Here is a 17,978-nt window from a genome sequence, read left to right as displayed (position 1 = left end):
GCCAAAAAAGCTATTTTTGCATTGATAATTAATTGAATGAAAACTAAACCATTATATCAAACTTACTTGATTAACCTTGATAGAGCTACGGATCGGCTTGAATTGATGCAAAAAGAATTCGAAAAATGTGAGATTACTTACGAAAGAATTTCTGCTGTAGATGCCAAAACTTTGGATTCGTCAACCTATAAAATAAAAAATAAATATGACCGCGATTTAGTTCCTGGAGAAATTGGTTGTTATTTGAGTCATGTGAAAACGCTAGAAACTTTTTTGGCTTCTGAAAATGATTTTGCTTTGATTATAGAAGATGATGCAATTTTGGTTGATGATTTTAAATCTGCTGTAGAAAATGCTCTTTCTAATTATGAAGAACTTTCTAACAAGCATAAATGGGATGTTTTGAAGCTATTTAACGGAAAAAGAAAACATATAAAAATTGCTGATGTGAATAATAAATACATTATTGGTGCTTGTGGAACGAGTATTCCAATCACAACAATTGCAGCCATTTGGACAAGAAAGGCCGCAGAAAAATTTTTGAATAAAATTAAAACGCCACTACCTATGATTCAACGTCCAATTGATTGTGATTTGCAGCATGCTTGGGAATTTGATTTAAGAATTTACAACCTTCTTCCATCGCTTGTTAAACCAGCTCCAGTAGAAACGCAAATTCAGATTAATCGCAGTTTAAGAAAGTCTAAATTTCCAAAACAAATTCAATACGAATTGAATCGATTATTTCCTAAATATTTCTATTTGATTAATCATCATGGTTTCAAAAAATTCTATGATAGTTTTATTGTGAAGAAAAATGAAAGAATTTCTTAATCAACAATTATTACACTTATTAAGTTACTGAATTAAAATAAATTTACAACCTTTATCAACAGTTATAAACATTGTTAATTTCGATATAAAATACAAAAAAAGCAGTTTCAAGACTTTGAAACTGCTTTTTCATTTATAATAATTCGATGCTTTCTTCTTTTAATTTTTCTTTTACTTTTCCGTCCCAAATACTCGCTTGTACTTCGCCAATATGTCGAGATTTCAACATAAACATACACATACGAGATTGTCCAATTCCACCTCCAATTGATTCTGTTAACTGATCATCTAACAACATCGAGTGAAATAATAAATTTTTACGATCCGAAAAATCTCTAATTTCTAATTGTTTGGTCAAAGCTTCTTTATCTACACGAATTCCCATCGAGGATAACTCGAAAGCAGATTCTAAAACAGGGTTCCAAACTAAAATATCACCATTAAGACCTCTAAAACCAGCACTGTTTTCTGTACTCCAATCGTCATAATCAGCAGCACGTGCATCGTGTAATTCTCCATTACTCAATTCTCCTCCAATTCCGTAAATAAAAACAGCTCCAAATTCTTTACAAATTGCATTTTCTCTTTCTTTCGGCGTAAGAGTTGGATATTTCTGTAATAAATCTTCAGACGAAATAAATGTAATTTGTTCTGGTAAAACAGCTTTCAATTGTGGATATTTTGCTTCTACATTTTGCTCCGTTTTTTTAATAACTTCATAAATCGATTTTACTGTCGAAAAAAGATAATCCAATTGGCGATCTTGCGGCACAATTACTTTTTCCCAATCCCATTGATCCACATAAATAGAGTGAATTGGCGAATAATCTTCGTCTGGACGCAAAGCGCGCATATCTGTTATAATTCCTTCGCCTGGCTCAATTTCTAATTCTTTCAAACGAATACGTTTCCATTTTGCCAAAGAATGTACAACTACCGCATTTTTATCATTCAAAGATTTTATAGGGAATTTTACAGGTCTTTCGATACTATTCAAATCATCATTAATACCTGTTCCATCCAAAACTACCAATGGTCCAGAAACTGGAATAATGTTTAATTCTTTTTGTAATCCTTTCGAAAATTCTTCTTTTACAAAAGAGATTGCTTGTTCTCTACGTAATAATGCTCTGCTCATCTTTTTAATCTTTAAATGATTTGTTTTTTTAACTGATGTAAAAGTAGAACAGCTAAAATCAATAAATATACTATTGACTTAAATTGGTTTAAAAATATTTAATTTTAAATATAAAATATTGTTTATACTTAACTATTTAAACTTTATAATAGTTTTAAATTTAATTTTTAAAATAAAAATCGGTAAACTCTAACGAATTGACCGATTTTATATCTTATAATAGATGTATAAAATTATCCGTTGTATGAACAAGCAATTTTATCTACGCGTCCTTGGTGACGACCACCTTCAAATTCTGTTGCTAAAAATGTATTCACAATTTCTTCTGCATATTCATACGCAATAAAGCGTGCAGGTAAAGTTAACACATTTGCATTATTGTGTTGACGAGCTAACTTGGCAATATCCATCATCCAACATAATGCAGCACGAATTCCTTGGTGTTTATTTGCAGTCATTGTAACGCCTTGCGCACTACCACAAATCAAAATTCCGAAATCTGCTTTTCCATCTTCCACAGCTTGTGCCGTTGGGTGTGCAAAATCAGGGTAATCAACACTCGCTGTTGAGAACGTACCAAAATCCTCAACCTCAAATCCTTGACTTGTTAAAAAGGGTACTAATTTCTCCTTATAATCGAACCCAGCATGGTCCGCTCCGATTGCAATTTTCATTTAATTAACAGGTGTTTTTGTTGTTTTTGTTTAAATAATTGTAAATCAAATGTTAAGTAAAAGTAACAACTTGTTAAAAGATGATTGAATAAAACTAATAACTTTTCGAGAGAAAAATTTGGAAATCTGATTCAAAAAATCAATTAGAAATAAATCAATACAAGTCAAGTAAAAGTTTTCATTTTGGCATAAAAGATTTACACACCGTTATGAATAGTTTTCACAAAACTTCTTTTTAACAAAAGTTGTTTATCAACCAAAATGATAAATTGTTGATAGAATATCTAACTCTTTCATTACAAAACAAAATTACAAATAATAGCTTGTTAATTGCTATTAAATAAAATTTATCTCACTTTAGTTATCCACATATTAACAGTGCTAATAATAGTAACATTTTTTTCTTTTTTTAAAATTTAAAAATTAATTAAACTATATATATTATTATGAATTGTTAATAGTTGAAAATTGTATTGAATGATTTTAAGTCTCAAAATGAAAGTTTGATTACTTTTGTGTAGTTCAAAATTTCAAATCAAAATATGAAAACAATCAACGACTACAATTTCGAAAACAAGAAAGCATTGATTCGTGTTGACTTCAATGTTCCGCAAGACGAAAATTTAAATGTGACAGATGATACACGTATTAGAGCTGCAAAACCAACGATTGACAAAATATTGAAAGATGGTGGCGCTGTTGTATTAATGAGTCATTTGGGACGTCCTAAAGGCGAATTCAATGATAAATATTCATTAAAACATATTGCATCAAAAGTTTCAGAAATTCTTGGTGTTGATGTGATCGTTGCGAATGATGTTATTGGCGATGATGCGAAACAAAAAGTTAGTAATCTAAAATCAGGCCAAGTTTTATTATTGGAGAATGTTCGTTTCCATAATGAGGAAGAAGCTGGAGATAAAGATTTTGCTAAAGCATTGGCTCAATTTGGAGATATTTATGTGAATGACGCTTTCGGAACAGCACACCGCGCACATGCTTCGACTGCAATTATTGCCGAATTTTTTCCAGAAAATAAATGTTTTGGTTTGTTAATGGAACAAGAATTAACAGCTATTAACAAAGTGTTATCAGACGGAGAAAAACCTGTAACAGCGGTACTTGGAGGTGCTAAAGTATCTTCTAAAATTACGATTATCAACAATATTTTACCAGTTATTGATAACTTGATTATTGGTGGTGGAATGACGTATACATTTGTAAAAGCAAATGGCGGAAAAATCGGAAATTCGTTGGTAGAAGATGATAAATTAGATTTAGCGAAAGAAATTTTGGCTGAATGTGAAAAACATAACGTAAAAGTTTATTTACCAGTTGACAATGTAATTGCTGATAATTTTAGTAATGATGCAAATACTCAAACAGTTTCTTCTGATCAAATTCCAGATGGTTGGATGGGAATGGATGTTGGTGTAAAATCGTCAAAAGTTTTTGCAGATGTAATTAACAATTCGAAAACAATTCTTTGGAATGGTCCTTTAGGTGTTTTTGAAATGTTAAATTTTGCAAAAGGAACTATCGCTTTAGGTGATGCAATTGCTGAAGCTACTGCAAACGGCGCTTTTTCACTTGTTGGTGGTGGAGATTCTGTTGCATTCGTAAAACAATTTGGTTACGACGACAAAGTGAGCTACGTTTCTACAGGAGGTGGAGCTATGTTAGAGTCTTTAGAAGGTAAAGAATTACCAGGAGTTGCCGCAATTTTAAAATAAGAAAGGGAAAAAAATACTTAAAATAGTAGAAAAATTAAGTCGAGCATTTGCTCGACTTTTTTTGTCTTAATTGTTGAGTTGAATTTATTTCAACTTCTCATCTTAATGATTAGGTTCTTCACTTTGCTGTCGTTTCGTTCAGAATGACATTTTTTTTTAGCATCAAATTTTCTGCCATTCCAACGTTAGGAGGAATCTCAATGATTCTAAAATTGTTAATATTAATCACTTGTTATTTAATAAATTAACTACTTTTCAACTGAGTTATAAAAAGAATGTTTATAGCTTGATTAATTACTCAAATTGTTAATAGTAAACTATTCAATATAAATGAATTAAAAAGTTATGAATAAACTTTATTAAAACTTGTGAATAATGATGATTTTAGAACTAAATTGATTTAATAAAGTTAAAATTGTTAATTATAAAAACTTGATAAATAATGAATTAAAAAGTAATTAAGAAAGTTTATCAAAAATTGTTGAAACTGAAATCTCCCTACAATTAGCCATTTTATTTATAGAAAAGGATTGTTATATTCGTAATGATTTAATAATCAATCTATGAATGAATTTAACCAACGACTAAACGAAGTAGAAAATCATTTGCAGCACAATGATCTTGATTTGGGCTATCGCCGATTAATTGATTGCGTGTTGGATTTGGGTGAGAAATCTTTTTACAAAGAGATTATCTCCTATTCGGATCTTTATTACACCGAAAATTCTACGAACGAAAATAAAATAACGCAGGCTTTACAATTGGTGGAAAAGTTAAAACAAGCTTCTCCTCCTCCCTTTCAGAAAGAAGAAACATTGATATCAACCAACAATGTTGAAAAAGCTTATCATCGTCGAAATTTTAAACTCCATCCCATTACTTTTGATTTGAAATCACGAGAAGTTGTTGGATTAGTTGGAGAGAATGGAAATGGAAAAACGACTTTATTACGTTTAATTTGTGGTGAATTGAAACCAACTTCTGGCGAAATAATTTATCATTTTTCTAAAGCAAAACCGTTTAGTTTTGAGCTGAAAACAAAATTAGTTTATGTGCCGCAACGAATCGAAGTTTTATATGGTACGTTGATGGAAAATCTGCAATTTACCTTGACATGTTATGATATTTACAACGAAGAAAATAGGTTATTAGCGAATGTTATGTTGGCGCGTTTGGGGCTTTGGCCTTACAAGGATTTGCAATGGCGACAATTGTCGTCTGGTTATAAAATGCGATTCGAGCTCGCGCGAACGTTATTGCGTCGTCCAAAAGTATTGTTGTTAGATGAGCCTTTGGCTAATTTAGATATTTTGGCACAACAAATTATTCTTGAAGATTTGAAATTTTTATCACAATCAATCCGAAATCCTTTTGGTGTTATTTTGAGTTCTCAACAATTGTACGAAGTTGAAAAAGTATCGACAGAAGTTCTCTTTTTAGAGCAAGGAAAGCTTAAAATACAAGGAGATACAAATGATTTGGAAGGTAATTTTACGATTGTTGAAATTGATGTGGAAAACACAAAAGAAGAGTTATTAACAGCTTTATCTAACATCGAAATTAAGCAAATAAAATTTAATGGAGGATCGTATATCGCATATTTTGATGATGAAATTTCGATGAATATGATTCTGTCCGAAATCGGAAAATCATCATTGAAGATAAAATACATTCGAGATATTTCGAAATCAAGTCGTCGCTTTTTTGTCAATTAAAACTAACCAACTATGTTCAAAAAAATAAATCAAACTTTAATTACAAAATATCCGCTGATTTGGAATCTAAAATTTATTTGGATTTTGTTGACGATTTTAGTTTTCAACTTGATTGCATTTATCAACGGATTTCTATTTTTTACTAAAAAATCTCAACTGCAAGTAACTGGACTTTATGAAGTGTTTTTCAACTCAGGAATTGCAATTTATTACCTATTAATTGGTGTCATTATTTGCGTTATTTGGCTGTATTTCTATATTAAAAATAATCGTTTCAAATCAAATTATCCAACCTCAAGAAATTATTTATTCAAAGAATTTCTGGCCGTTTTCTTTATTATATTTTTGATGTTTTATGTGCCAAATTCATTCAAAACTGGTCTTAAATTTCGGGTTTCAAATTATATGAGTGAAGAACAGTATTTGAAAGATATCGACATTATCAACAGAACACAAGGTTTTACACTTCGATCAGAATTTGGTTACGATAATTATTCGAGAAATTTGCCTGTTCTAGCTTTTGATTCGTTGGTTTCGGAGAAAGAAACAAGAGAATTGTATGAAAAAAATGAGAGAGAATATTTAAGAGAAAATCCACATGATTCGTATAATCCTTTTTTGGAGCCGTATTTCAGAAATCCTGAGTTTGAAACCTTATTAAGAGATTATTTTCCCGAGAGATTTAGTTATTCTAAAATTAATTTTAATCAAACATATCAACCTCTAAAAAAGAATAATTCGTCTACAAATCAGCTTTATGAAGAAGCGGCGTATCCCGATGTAGCAGCTGTAGATTCGGTTGCAATAGGTATAGATTCAGCTTCGTATGCAAGTCCTGTAAACGCTTCAGAAAAACCACAAACGTATTTCAACTTAGCAAGTTTGTATAATTATAGTGTTTTGGCTTTTAACAACCCGAAAGATTCTACTTTAAATCATCAATTTTACGATGAACAATGGATTGCTTTGTTGCAAAAAAATGATCGAAAAGCAATTGAAAATTTATTGAATAATTATACCGATTTATTAAAAAAGCAAGAAATTGGGTATCAGTTCAAACATAAAAAGTGGATTGATTATTTGCCTCAATATCCGTATTATTTCATTGATCATAAATTGAATTATATTGATCCTTATCAAACTGTAGATAAAAAATTGAATGATTATATCAACCAATCAAGTTTAAACAAAGTGTATGAAAATATTGAGTTTTCGAAATATAGTTCCACTTGGTTAGAACATATTCAGTACTATTTATTAATTGCTTTAATCATTACAGTTTTGATTATTACATTCAGATTTAGTTCGTTCAAAGTTTGGTTAATTTCATTAATTGGCGCAGGAATTTTGGCAATTTTAGGAAGTGCTTTCGGAATTTCTATCGATGCGAGTATTGGTTATACCCAATTCACACCTTATATTATTTTATTTGTTTTTTACATTACATTTATAGTGATTACACTAATTGGCTTACGTTCCAAAAAATATAAAGTTTTGACAGGTGTTAATCTTAATTGGTTTGTTGCGACCAATATTTTTATTGGAATTGTGATGCTTAGTTTTTACACAGATTTGCGTGAAGAAATGCTATATGAAGCAAATAAACATATGAATATTTATGAGTTTAGACAAACAAATAAAGAATTATTGATGTTACAAGAATTTGCAGAAATTTTTCTTTACATCAATCCAATTTTATATTTAATTAGTTTTTATTTCATTATCAATTTTTACAAAAAATGGCAAGCAATGCCAGAAGAATAAAAAAAGAAAAGCGAGCTAAATCGGCTCGCTTTTCACTTGATAATTGAATGAAAATGAATTTTAAAAACTACTTTAAAAAAACTTACTTATGAAATGAAATAACACATTGTGCTATTCAATAATAATTTTTAAACTCACACAAATTTTAAAATATTCTTTCAAAATTTAAATTAATAGAGGTTAACCATCAAAATTTGTAGGTTAACCCTATTTTTTATGATTTTATGCACATTTAGACGAATGTCTATTTCCTTTTGCATCACGTTTTTTGTGCATACTAAATTTATCAGATTTCATACGTTTTTCACGATCTTGTTTGTATTGATTGAACTGATTTTTGTCTAAAATTTTCTCTAATTTAGTTTCAAAATCGTTTGTACCTTTTTCTGGTCGAGAACCTCTTTCTCCTTTTTGAGTAGTATTTTTGCCTCTGTTCGCAAATTCTTTTTTCATGTCAGAATCTCTACTTTCTAACAACGATTTTACTTTTTTCTTTTGAGCAGAACTCAAATTATATTGATCAAATTTTTTCAATTGTTGATCTACAGTCGGACGTTCTCTTTGCTCTTTTCTATTTCCAGATCGTTCACCTTGTTGTGGTCTTTGTTGAGCAGAAACTGCCATAACCATCATTATATTTGCTAATAAAAATGCTTTTTTCATAATCTATGTTTTTGTTTACAACTAAATGTTAGAATTATATTCTTTTCATTTTTCTTGAAACAAAGTTGCAACACAAAAAAAAGACGTCAAAAATATTGAGGTAAACGAGTGTTAAGTAGCGGTGAAATAAAGGATTTATTAAAGTTTTTAACAAAATTGTCAAATTTATTGAATAAAAAAATCCATTCTTTATCGAATGGATTTTGATATATTTTTTTGAAAGATTATTTTATTTTTTTCTCTAACATTTTAGAAAAAGTTTTAGCTGTTTTTGCGAATCCTTCTCCAATTCTCGATTCATCACTATAATTATTACCGAATTGAGTTCCTGGAGCTTCTTTATAATTGACAACAAATTTTTTATCTTCAAAATTATTAGAATCAACAATAGAAATAGTAGTAGATACTTTTGCAGCTTGTTTCATTACAAATGCATCCCAACCTGGATAAATCCAATCAACTTTAACAATCATTGTGTAAGGAGCATCTGTAGCGTTTTCAGAGAATGAAATTCCAGTAGATTTTGCACCATATTTAGTTAATAACTCCATAAATTTTGGTTCCCAGATAGACTCTTTTGCACCAGTCCATTTATCATTCCAAATATCTCCATTTCCAGCATTTTTGCCATTTAGATCAACAATCTTTTTTTTAACATATTCTGCTTCTGTAATGCTATCTGCATTAATTTTTAGATTTGAATAGTCAAAAATAACTTTCATTTTAGATTGTCCTTTTAAGAAATCAACAGTACCAGATTTTACTTTCTCTTTTTGAGCATAAATGTTAGAACCGAATACAATAATGATTAATAATAAATAGTTTTTCATAATAGTTTTAATAGATTTCAGTAAAAATATAAATATTATTTAGAAACGTTTATTGTTTATAAATAGTTTGTAAGTCTTGGATAAATTTTTCTAAAAACAATAATCAAATCGTTTGGTACACTACTTTTGTCTTAACAAAGTTTAACAATATTGTATGAAAGTTTTAATTTCTAAATCAATTGTATTTGTTAATTTTAGATGAAATTTGAATCAATAATATAAACATTAATTTCAACGAAATTTTGGATATACAACAACTAAACCAACAAATAGAAGCAAAAAGCGAAAGCATTGCAAGGTTGACATCGGAAATCAATAAAGCGATTATTGGACAAGAAAAAATGATTGAAAGTCTATTAATCGGATTACTTGGAAATGGACACGTTTTATTAGAAGGTGTTCCTGGATTAGCAAAAACATTAGCGATTAAAACATTATCTGATGCTGTTGATGGATCTTTTTCTCGTATACAATTTACACCAGATTTGTTACCTGCCGATGTTGTGGGAACACTTATTTACAATGTAAAAGAAAACGATTTTAGAATCAAAAAAGGACCAATATTCGCCAATTTTGTTTTAGCTGATGAGATTAACCGTTCGCCTGCAAAAGTACAATCTGCCTTGTTAGAAGCAATGCAAGAGCGTCAAGTAACAATTGGTGATGAAACCTATCCGTTAAAAAAACCTTTCTTGGTTTTGGCAACTCAAAATCCGGTGGAACAAGAAGGAACTTATCCTTTGCCAGAAGCGCAAGTTGACCGTTTTATGTTGAAAACTGTTATTACTTATCCAGAATTTGAAGCAGAACGTTTGATTTTAAGAAATTCGATTAATCAATCTTTTCCAAAAATTGAGAAAGTAATTTCTATTCAAGAATTGTTGGATGCGCGCGAAATGGTGAAACAAGTTTATATGGACGAAAAAATTGAAAAATATATTTTGGATATTATTTTCGCAACTCGTTTTCCAGAAAAAGTTGGATTAGAAAAATTGGTTCCAATGATTTCGTTTGGTTCTTCACCTCGTGGATCAATCAATTTGGCACAAGCTTCTAAAGTGTATGCATTTTTACGCAAACGCGCTTATGTTATTCCAGACGATGTACGTGCAATGGCAAAAGATGTGTTGCGTCACCGTATCGGAATTAGCTACGAAGCAGAAGCAGAAAATGTTACGCCAGAAGAAATTATCGACAATATTCTTAATGTTGTTCCAGTTCCTTAAACCACTATTCAAAATCATTTAAACTTTGGATGCAAAAGAAATCATCAAACGTGTAAAACGTATTGAGCTAAAAAGCAAGCGCAAAGCGAGCAACCTTTTTATGGGTGAATATCACAGTTCATTCAAAGGAAGAGGTATGATTTTTAGTGAAATTCGTCCTTATCAATACGGTGATGACGTTCGTAATATCGACTGGAATAAAACGGCTCGATACAGCGAACCTTATGTAAAAGTTTTTGAAGAAGAACGAGAATTAACCATGTTTTTATTGGTTGATGTTTCGAATTCTGAAAACTTTGGAACACGAAAACAAATTAAAATGGAAACGATTGCTGAATTGAGCGCTACATTGGCTTTTTCGGCAATTACCTATAATGATAAAGTTGGTTTGATATTATATTCGGATCAAGTGGAGAAATTTATTCCACCCAAAAAAGGAAAACAACATGTGTTGCGTTTGGTGAGAGAAATTGTTTCGTATGAGCCAAAAAGCAAGAAAACTGATTTAGCAGCGACTTTGGAAACATTTATGAATTTGGTTCGCCGAAAATCAAATGTTTTTATTCTTTCAGATTTTATTGATTCGTCTGATTATGAAAAAGCATTGCGAATCGTGGCAAAAAAACATGATGTGACTGGAATTAGAGTTTATGATGAAAAAGAACAATCTTTTCCAGATGTAGGTTTGGTTCATGTGCAAGATAACGAAACAGGTGAAATCCGCTTGATTGATACTTCATCGAAGAAATTGCGTCAACAATATGCGCAATATTATCGCGATTTAGATCAACGTTATCAATCTATTTTCAAAAAAAATCATTCAGGCGCAATCAGTATTCGTACCGACGAAGATTATGTTCGCCCATTGTTAAACTACTTTAAAAGTCATAAAGCCTAATGAAGAATTTATTGCTTTTAGTAAGTTTTTTTATCCTTCAATTTTCGTTTGCGCAAGAAATTACGCCAAAATTAGATCGCACGACAATCAAAATTGGCGAGCCAATCCAATATGAAGTGAAAATTGATTACAAAGAAGGAGATAAAGTTGTTTTTCCTACGATTTCAGATTCAATTAATCATCACATCGAAGTTTTAGGTCAAAAAATTGACACTGTAAAAACGGATGGAAAATCTGAAATTGTTCAACATTTAGAATTGACTGGATATGATGCAGGTAAATTTAATATTCCGTCATTTATCATTCAGAAAAATGGAAAAGATTTAACAACAAAACAACTTGAAATTGATATTCAAGATATTGCAGTTGATACAACGAAAAATGCAATTTTCCCGATAAAACCTGTAATGGAAGAAGAATATTCTATTGGAGATTATTGGAATAAATATTGGTTGTACGGCATTATTGCGTTGATTTTATTTATTATCGGAATTGTTTTGGTTGTATTATATGTTCGCGCAAAATCGAAATTATCTGGCAAAGATTCGTACAAAACGCCTTATGACGAAGCGAAAGCAAGTCTGAAAGCCTTGGATGCTAAGAAATATTTGAAACGTGGTGAACAAAAAGAATATTACACGCAATTATCATTTATTGTAAGACGATATTTAGGACGTATTTATAACTTTTCGGCATTAGAAATTTTGTCGGATGATTTGGTAAAATATGTTGCGACAAAACCAGATGTTTTACCAGAAGATGTGCAGAAATTTAAACAATTTTTGTTCGATGCTGATTTGGTAAAATTCGCAAAACAAGAATTTGATGAACCAACAAATATTTCGCACCGAAATTGGGTAGATGAATTTGTAGATCGTGTAAAACCATTAGAAATTCCGGAGAACGAAGATTTGAAAAAAGATCAAGTGACGGGAGAAAAATATAAACAGTTTAATAACAATTAGGAATGCTAAATTTTGAGTTTCAAAATCCTTGGATCTTACTCTTATTGCTTGCTTTGCCTTTCTTTATTTTCAGAGAAATTCGCAAAACGAGCCAGAAAAAAGCATCCTTAAAATTACCTTCGCTCAAAGCATTTGGAGGTGCAAAAAGTTCGTTAGCGACGTACAAACCACTTTTATTTTTGATGCGAATTATCGCAATGGCTTTGTGCATTGTTGCCTTGGCTCGTCCGCGTTATGTAGATGTTACAACAAAAGTAAAATCGGACGAAGGAGTTGATATTTTATTGACTGTAGATACGTCGTTGAGTATGTTAGCGCGCGATTTGAAACCAGATCGTTTAACTGCGTTAAAAGAAGTTGCAAAAGACTTTTCACTTGGAAGAAAAACGGACAGAGTTGGTTTGGTCGAATATTCTGGAGAAGCTTTGACACGTGTTCCATTAACAACAGATCGTGATGTTTTGACGCAAGAAATTGAAATGTTACATTCAGGTAGTTTGGCTGATGGAACAGCAATTGGAGTTGGTTTAGCAACAGCTGTTAATCATCTCAAAAATAGTAAGGCAAAATCTAAAGTAGTTATTTTGATTACAGATGGTGTTGAAAGTGTAAATCCTTCTGGAGATTTAATGTATGTTTCGCCAAGACAAGCCGCTGATATTGCAGCAGAGAAAGGAATAAAAGTGTATACAATTGGTATTGGAACAAACGGAATGGCACCTATGCCTGTTGGTTACGATATGTTAGGTGATTATGTTTTTGAGATGCGTCCTGTACAAATTGACGAAAAATTGTTAGAAGAAGTTGCAGATAAAACGGGAGGTTTATATTTCCGTGCAACAAACAATGAAAGTTTGAAAAACATTTATGACGAAATTGACAAACTTGAAAAAACAGAAATTAACGAAGTCAAATATTATAATTATACCGAATTGTTTGCACGATTCTTATTGCCTGCATTCATCATTTTGGTATTAGAAGCCATTTTACGAAGAACCGTTTTTAAAGAATTAATCTAATGCAGTGGGGAGAATTACATAATATTTGGTTGATGATTTTATTGTTTATCGTTATATTTTTATCGATAACAGTATTTCAATGGCGCGAACGTGTAAAGAAAACATTTGCAGATAAAGAATTATTTCCATTTGTTTTTCCAATCACATCTTCAAAGCGTTATGGCTTCAAAATTATTGCATTTTGTGTGGCTTTATTTTTAATGGTCATTGCATTGATGGATCCACTTTATGGTGAACGAGATGTGCAAGTAAAACGCGAAGGAATTGATATGGTTTTTTTGTTAGATTTATCAAGTTCGATGAATGCACAAGATGTCGCTCCTTCTCGTTTAGAAAAAGCAACAAAATTAATCACAGAAACATTACATCAATTAGGCGGAGATCGAGCTTCTTTGGTTGCGTTTGCAGCGAATGCTTACACAATTTCTCCATTGACAAATGATTATGCTGCAATCGAAAGTTATTTGCAAAATGTTAATACTGAGTTAATTTCGAGTCAAGGAACAAATTACTTAAATGCGATTCAGGAAGCTGCAAAAACATTCAAAGGATCGGCGAATACAAGTAGATTAATTGTGTTAATTTCGGATGGAGAAGATAACGAAAATACAGTTAATCAAGCTTCTAAAATAGCAAAAGATAACGGAATTCATATTGTATCAGTTGGTGTTGGAACAGATAAAGGAGCTCCAATTCCGATGTATTATAATGGCTACGCCGAAGACTATAAAAAGGACGAAGCAGGTTCTATAGTTATTACAAAATTAGAAGATAAAAATCTTCGCGAATTAGCACAAGATACAAACGGAACTTACATTCATTTGGATAATACGCAAGATGCATTATCCGCATTATCAATGTATAAAGCCCGATTAGATAAAAACGAAATTGCTAACTCTACAACAAGAGATATGAATCATATTTATCAGTGGTTTTTAGCGGTTGCGGTTTGTTTACTTTTTGTGGAATTATTAACATCTGAATATAAGATTTTTAACAAAAAGAAATAGTAAGTTTGTATGGTAAAATGATGTACTTTTTAAAACAAATAGGATTTTTAGGAATAATGCTTTTATCCGTTTTTGGTTATAGTCAATCGAAAGCGAAAAGCTACATTATTGAAGGAAACGAGTATTATCAAAAAGGAAAATTTGATAATGCAGAAGTTGCCTACAAGAAAGCTACCATGGAAGATCCAACTTCTGTCAAAGCAAATTACAATTTAGGAAATGCTTTATTTCAACAAAAACGTTACAAAGAAAGTATAGCGCATTACAAACGTTCTGCTGAAGTATCTAAAACGAATAATGATAAACATTTGGCTTATCACAATTTAGGAAATGCTTTTATGCAGGAAAAAGATTATCAAAATGCTGTTGATAATTACAAACAAGCCTTACGAAATGATCCAAAAGATGATGCAACACGTTACAACTATGCATTAGCAAAAAAAATGTTAGAAAAAGAACGTGAGAAACAAAAAGATCAAAATAATAAGGATAATAAAGATCAAAACAAACAAGATCAAAATAATCAGCAAAAACAACAACAGCAGCAAAATAAACAGAATCAACAAAACCAAAATAACCAAAAGCAAAATCAGAATCAGAATCAATCTCAACAACAACAATCTGATCAGCAGAAACAGCAAAATCAAGGAGGAAATCCGAAAGCTGGTGGTGAAAATGGAAACAATAAAGGACAAGGAAATAATCAATCTCCAGAAATCAAACAAGGAAATAATGGAGACGGAAAAGAACAAGATAATGCAAAGAATAATTTGGGAGACGGTTTGCTAAAAGCATTGCAAAATCAGGAAGCCAAAACCCAACGAAAAATTATTCAACAAAAAGCAGAAAAACAACGAACAACAACATCTAAGGATTGGTAATGACAACGACAAGCGTTTTAAATAGCTTTTTAGTGTTTGCCTTAACGTCTATCACAGCGTTAGCACAACAAATTTCTTTTAAATCTGATGCAGATAAAACACAGGTCAGTTTAGGAGAAGCATTTAACGTGGGCTTTTTTATCGAATCTAATACAGATAGTTATTCGATTGATCAACCAATGAAATATCCTCCACATAATGGATTACAAATTGTAGGTGAACAACGCTCGCAAAATGTTTCTTATGTGAATGGAAAAGGAGTGATAGAAGAAGGAATTATCCTTGCTTTTGTTGCTGAAAAAGAAGGTAAATATCGCATTGGAGCTGCTAAAATTGTGATTAATGGAAAAACCTATAAATCAAAACCTGTCGATGTTGTAGTGAAAGGAACGGGGTTGACGCACAACAATTTTAGAAGCAATACTTCGCAGCCTGTTTTTCTACAAAGTAAAGTTTCGAAAACGAATCCTTATGTGAACGAACAAGTTGGTTTATCAGTAAAATTATACGTAAAAGATTTATCTTATCTTAATCGTAAACAAAACTTTCGTCAAGGAAATTTAGACGGATTAAGCCCTAAAATTGTAAAAAGCTCTCCCGAAAATATCAAGCAAGAAATTGTTGGAGGAAAACAATATTTCTCTGAAGAAATTGCACGTTATTATGTTTTTCCTCAAAAACCAGGAAAGATAGAAATAGATCCGTTTTCGGTAGATGTGGTATTGCCAACAACGTATGGTGCGGAACCTGTAGAAGTGCGTAGTAATCCAGTTGTGATTAATGCAAAAGCACTTCCAGAAGAAGGAAAGCCAAAGAATTTTAGCGGTGCAGTTGGTCAATTTAAAATGAACGCTTCGGTTGATAAAAAAGAAGTTGCAACCAATGAAAGTGTGAATTTTGATGTTGAAATTATTGGAACAGGAAACTTTAATACGATTAATTTACCTGAAATTACGACGCCAAAAAATTTAGAAAAATTCGCACCGAAAAAACGCGATGCATATAAAACCTATGATACAGGAATGAAAGGAAAAGTTGCTGAGCAAACAGTTCTTGTCCCAAATTTTGGAGGAGAATATACGATTTCGCCTGTAGAATTTAGTTATTTCGATCCTGTTAAAGAGAAATATGTAACCTTGAAATCAGATTCGATTAATTTGTCTGTTTCAGGTTCTAAAACTTCTTCTGCAACGGCTGTGGCTTCTAATTCACCAGATTCGACAATTTCTGATAAAATAGAAGAAATGACGAACGATATGAAAGAAGGAAAAAGCGGTTGGTTGTGGTTAACTGGTGGTGTAATTGCATTGAGTACCGGAAGTTTATTTTTGATGAGAAAGAAAAATAACCCGACACAAAAACAAAAAATTGAACCAAAAATAAAACCTCTTAACGAGCAAAATAATTTTGAATCATATCAACCAAAAACAGAAACCCAAAAGTTTACTTTTGTTGAAAAACCAACGATAAATTCGAGTCAAATTTCTGCTGAATTAGATGAATTGAAGCAAAAAATAAATGTTGAAGACCAAAAAGATTTTTATCAATTACAAGAAAATATTTTGTGTAATGCCGGGCTATTAAAAACGAATACAGATTTAGCTCATTTTTCTGACGAGGTGATTGCAAATAAATTGATCGAAAATGGTGTTAGTGAATTAGCCGTAGAACAATGGAAATTATTGCTGAACAACGCACGACAAGCTAAATATGCCTTTGGTGGTTTGCATCAAAATTTAGAAGAAGTTTTCGAAGCTACGCAAAATATTTCCGAAGAATTATTACGAAAATAAATTTCAAGTTTTTTAGATAGTAAAAGGGACAATCTCAGTTTTGAGTTGTCCCTTTTATTTTTGTCCTTACAACTCATCCTCAAAAATTGACAATTCGGTAACATATAATTTCAAACAAGAAGTGTTTGTAAGAACTTTGACTCAACAAATAAAAAAACACAAATGATGAAAACAATTTTCTTAACAATCTCAATTTTATTCGCTATATCAACTTTTGCACAAAAGAATTTTGAATCAGATATGAATAAAACTTTAACGGAATGGAACAAAGGAAATCATTCTTCTGAAGCTAATTTTAAGCAATTAATAAATGATTATCCAAATGAATGGTTGCCTAAATATTACTTGACTTTTTCTGAAGTTTTGAAAACGTTCGAATCAAAAGATATTACTAAAAATGAAGAAATTCTTTTGAATGTAAAAACTCAAATCGATGATTTAGTCAGAAATAATCCATTAAATGTAGAAATTCTAAATTTAAAAGCGTTGTATTTAACAGCAGAAATTGTGCAGAATCCAATGCAAAATGGAGCAATTTATTATCCAGAAGTAGTACAAATCTATCAAAAATCGTTGATGTTAGACCCTACTAATCCACGTTCTGTTTTAGGTTTGTCTGAGTTCAATATCAATGCTGCAAAATATAGTGGAATGGATATTACACAAGATTGTAAAAATGTAAAAAAATCTTTAGCTTTATTTGATGCTGAAAAGCCAAAGAATAACGAACCCAAATGGGGAAAAGATCGTGCCGAAGCCTTGTTGAATAACGAATGTAAAAACGTACTATAATGATAGCTTTAGTTGCACAATTTATTCACGAAGTTATTTATTG

Annotated in this window: 16 protein-coding genes; 12 read left to right on the top strand and 4 right to left on the bottom strand. The window is 31.0% G+C overall.

Annotated elements, in window-relative coordinates; translation table 11 throughout:
• Positions 1-36 precede the first annotated feature (36 nt).
• Positions 37-834, top strand: a complete 798-nt coding sequence (locus B4L98_RS08170) for a glycosyltransferase family 25 protein (protein ID WP_291077969.1) — start codon at positions 37-39, stop codon at positions 832-834.
• Positions 835-967: 133 nt separating this feature from the next.
• Here the strand turns inward: B4L98_RS08170 and asnA are convergent, their stop codons facing one another.
• On the bottom strand, positions 968-1,972 hold the full coding sequence (gene asnA / locus B4L98_RS08165; protein ID WP_038336194.1) for an aspartate--ammonia ligase: 1,005 nt from the start codon (positions 1,970-1,972) through the stop codon (positions 968-970).
• Between the two features lie 233 nt (positions 1,973-2,205).
• Positions 2,206-2,646: a ribose 5-phosphate isomerase B gene (gene rpiB / locus B4L98_RS08160; protein WP_038336192.1), complete on the bottom strand. Its 441-nt coding sequence runs from the start codon at positions 2,644-2,646 to the stop codon at positions 2,206-2,208.
• A gap of 542 nt (positions 2,647-3,188) precedes the next feature.
• Here rpiB and B4L98_RS08155 point away from each other — a divergent pair.
• The 3 genes from B4L98_RS08155 (at position 3,189) to B4L98_RS08145 (ending at position 7,858) form a co-directional block, all read left to right on the top strand.
• Complete coding sequence (locus B4L98_RS08155; protein ID WP_038336191.1) at positions 3,189-4,379, top strand: phosphoglycerate kinase; 1,191 nt, start codon at positions 3,189-3,191, stop codon at positions 4,377-4,379.
• 563 nt (positions 4,380-4,942) lie between these two features.
• Positions 4,943-6,094: an ATP-binding cassette domain-containing protein gene (locus B4L98_RS08150; RefSeq protein WP_291077967.1), complete on the top strand. Its 1,152-nt coding sequence runs from the start codon at positions 4,943-4,945 to the stop codon at positions 6,092-6,094.
• Between the two features lie 12 nt (positions 6,095-6,106).
• Positions 6,107-7,858, top strand: coding sequence for a hypothetical protein (locus B4L98_RS08145; protein WP_291077965.1), 1,752 nt, complete (start codon positions 6,107-6,109; stop codon positions 7,856-7,858).
• Positions 7,859-8,080: 222 nt separating this feature from the next.
• Here the strand turns inward: B4L98_RS08145 and B4L98_RS08140 are convergent, their stop codons facing one another.
• Positions 8,081-8,521 carry a hypothetical protein gene (locus B4L98_RS08140; protein WP_291077963.1) on the bottom strand — a complete coding sequence of 147 codons (441 nt, stop codon included), beginning with the start codon at positions 8,519-8,521 and terminating at the stop codon, positions 8,081-8,083.
• Positions 8,522-8,745: 224 nt separating this feature from the next.
• Entirely contained in the window at positions 8,746-9,351 is a 606-nt protein-coding gene (locus B4L98_RS08135; protein ID WP_291077961.1) for a hypothetical protein, read from the bottom strand.
• Positions 9,352-9,575: 224 nt separating this feature from the next.
• On the opposite strand from B4L98_RS08135, the gene B4L98_RS08130 reads away from it, so the two are divergent.
• The 8 genes from B4L98_RS08130 (at position 9,576) to B4L98_RS08095 (ending at position 17,935) form a co-directional block, all read left to right on the top strand.
• A complete protein-coding gene (locus B4L98_RS08130; RefSeq protein ID WP_409557892.1) occupies positions 9,576-10,577 on the top strand; it encodes an AAA family ATPase in 1,002 nt (333 codons plus the stop codon).
• 25 nt (positions 10,578-10,602) lie between these two features.
• On the top strand, positions 10,603-11,475 hold the full coding sequence (locus B4L98_RS08125; protein ID WP_286478586.1) for a DUF58 domain-containing protein: 873 nt from the start codon (positions 10,603-10,605) through the stop codon (positions 11,473-11,475).
• Positions 11,475-12,440 carry a BatD family protein gene (locus tag B4L98_RS08120; RefSeq protein ID WP_291047413.1) on the top strand — a complete coding sequence of 322 codons (966 nt, stop codon included), beginning with the start codon at positions 11,475-11,477 and terminating at the stop codon, positions 12,438-12,440. The genes B4L98_RS08125 and B4L98_RS08120 overlap by 1 nt, the downstream gene beginning before the upstream one ends.
• A 2-nt stretch (positions 12,441-12,442) precedes the next feature.
• Complete coding sequence (locus B4L98_RS08115; protein WP_280062594.1) at positions 12,443-13,459, top strand: vWA domain-containing protein; 1,017 nt, start codon at positions 12,443-12,445, stop codon at positions 13,457-13,459.
• The gene (locus B4L98_RS08110) at positions 13,459-14,469 is read left to right on the top strand and encodes a vWA domain-containing protein (protein WP_291077957.1); all 1,011 of its coding nucleotides are present in this window, start codon (positions 13,459-13,461) and stop codon (positions 14,467-14,469) included. The genes B4L98_RS08115 and B4L98_RS08110 overlap by 1 nt, the downstream gene beginning before the upstream one ends.
• Before the next feature lie 17 nt (positions 14,470-14,486).
• Positions 14,487-15,350, top strand: a complete 864-nt coding sequence (locus B4L98_RS08105) for a tetratricopeptide repeat protein (protein ID WP_114998633.1) — start codon at positions 14,487-14,489, stop codon at positions 15,348-15,350.
• Complete coding sequence (locus B4L98_RS08100) at positions 15,350-17,143, top strand: BatD family protein (protein WP_291077955.1); 1,794 nt, start codon at positions 15,350-15,352, stop codon at positions 17,141-17,143. Before B4L98_RS08105 ends, B4L98_RS08100 begins: the two co-directional genes overlap by 1 nt.
• A 165-nt stretch (positions 17,144-17,308) precedes the next feature.
• Positions 17,309-17,935, top strand: coding sequence for a hypothetical protein (locus tag B4L98_RS08095; protein WP_291077953.1), 627 nt, complete (start codon positions 17,309-17,311; stop codon positions 17,933-17,935).
• The last annotated feature ends 43 nt before the right edge of the window (positions 17,936-17,978 follow it).

It is taken from the genome of Empedobacter sp. UBA5528 (assembly GCF_002426075.1).
Taxonomy (GTDB): domain Bacteria; phylum Bacteroidota; class Bacteroidia; order Flavobacteriales; family Weeksellaceae; genus Empedobacter; species Empedobacter falsenii_B.
The sequence above is the reverse complement of the archived record's forward strand: the minus strand, read 5'-3'. Positions and strand labels throughout refer to the sequence as shown.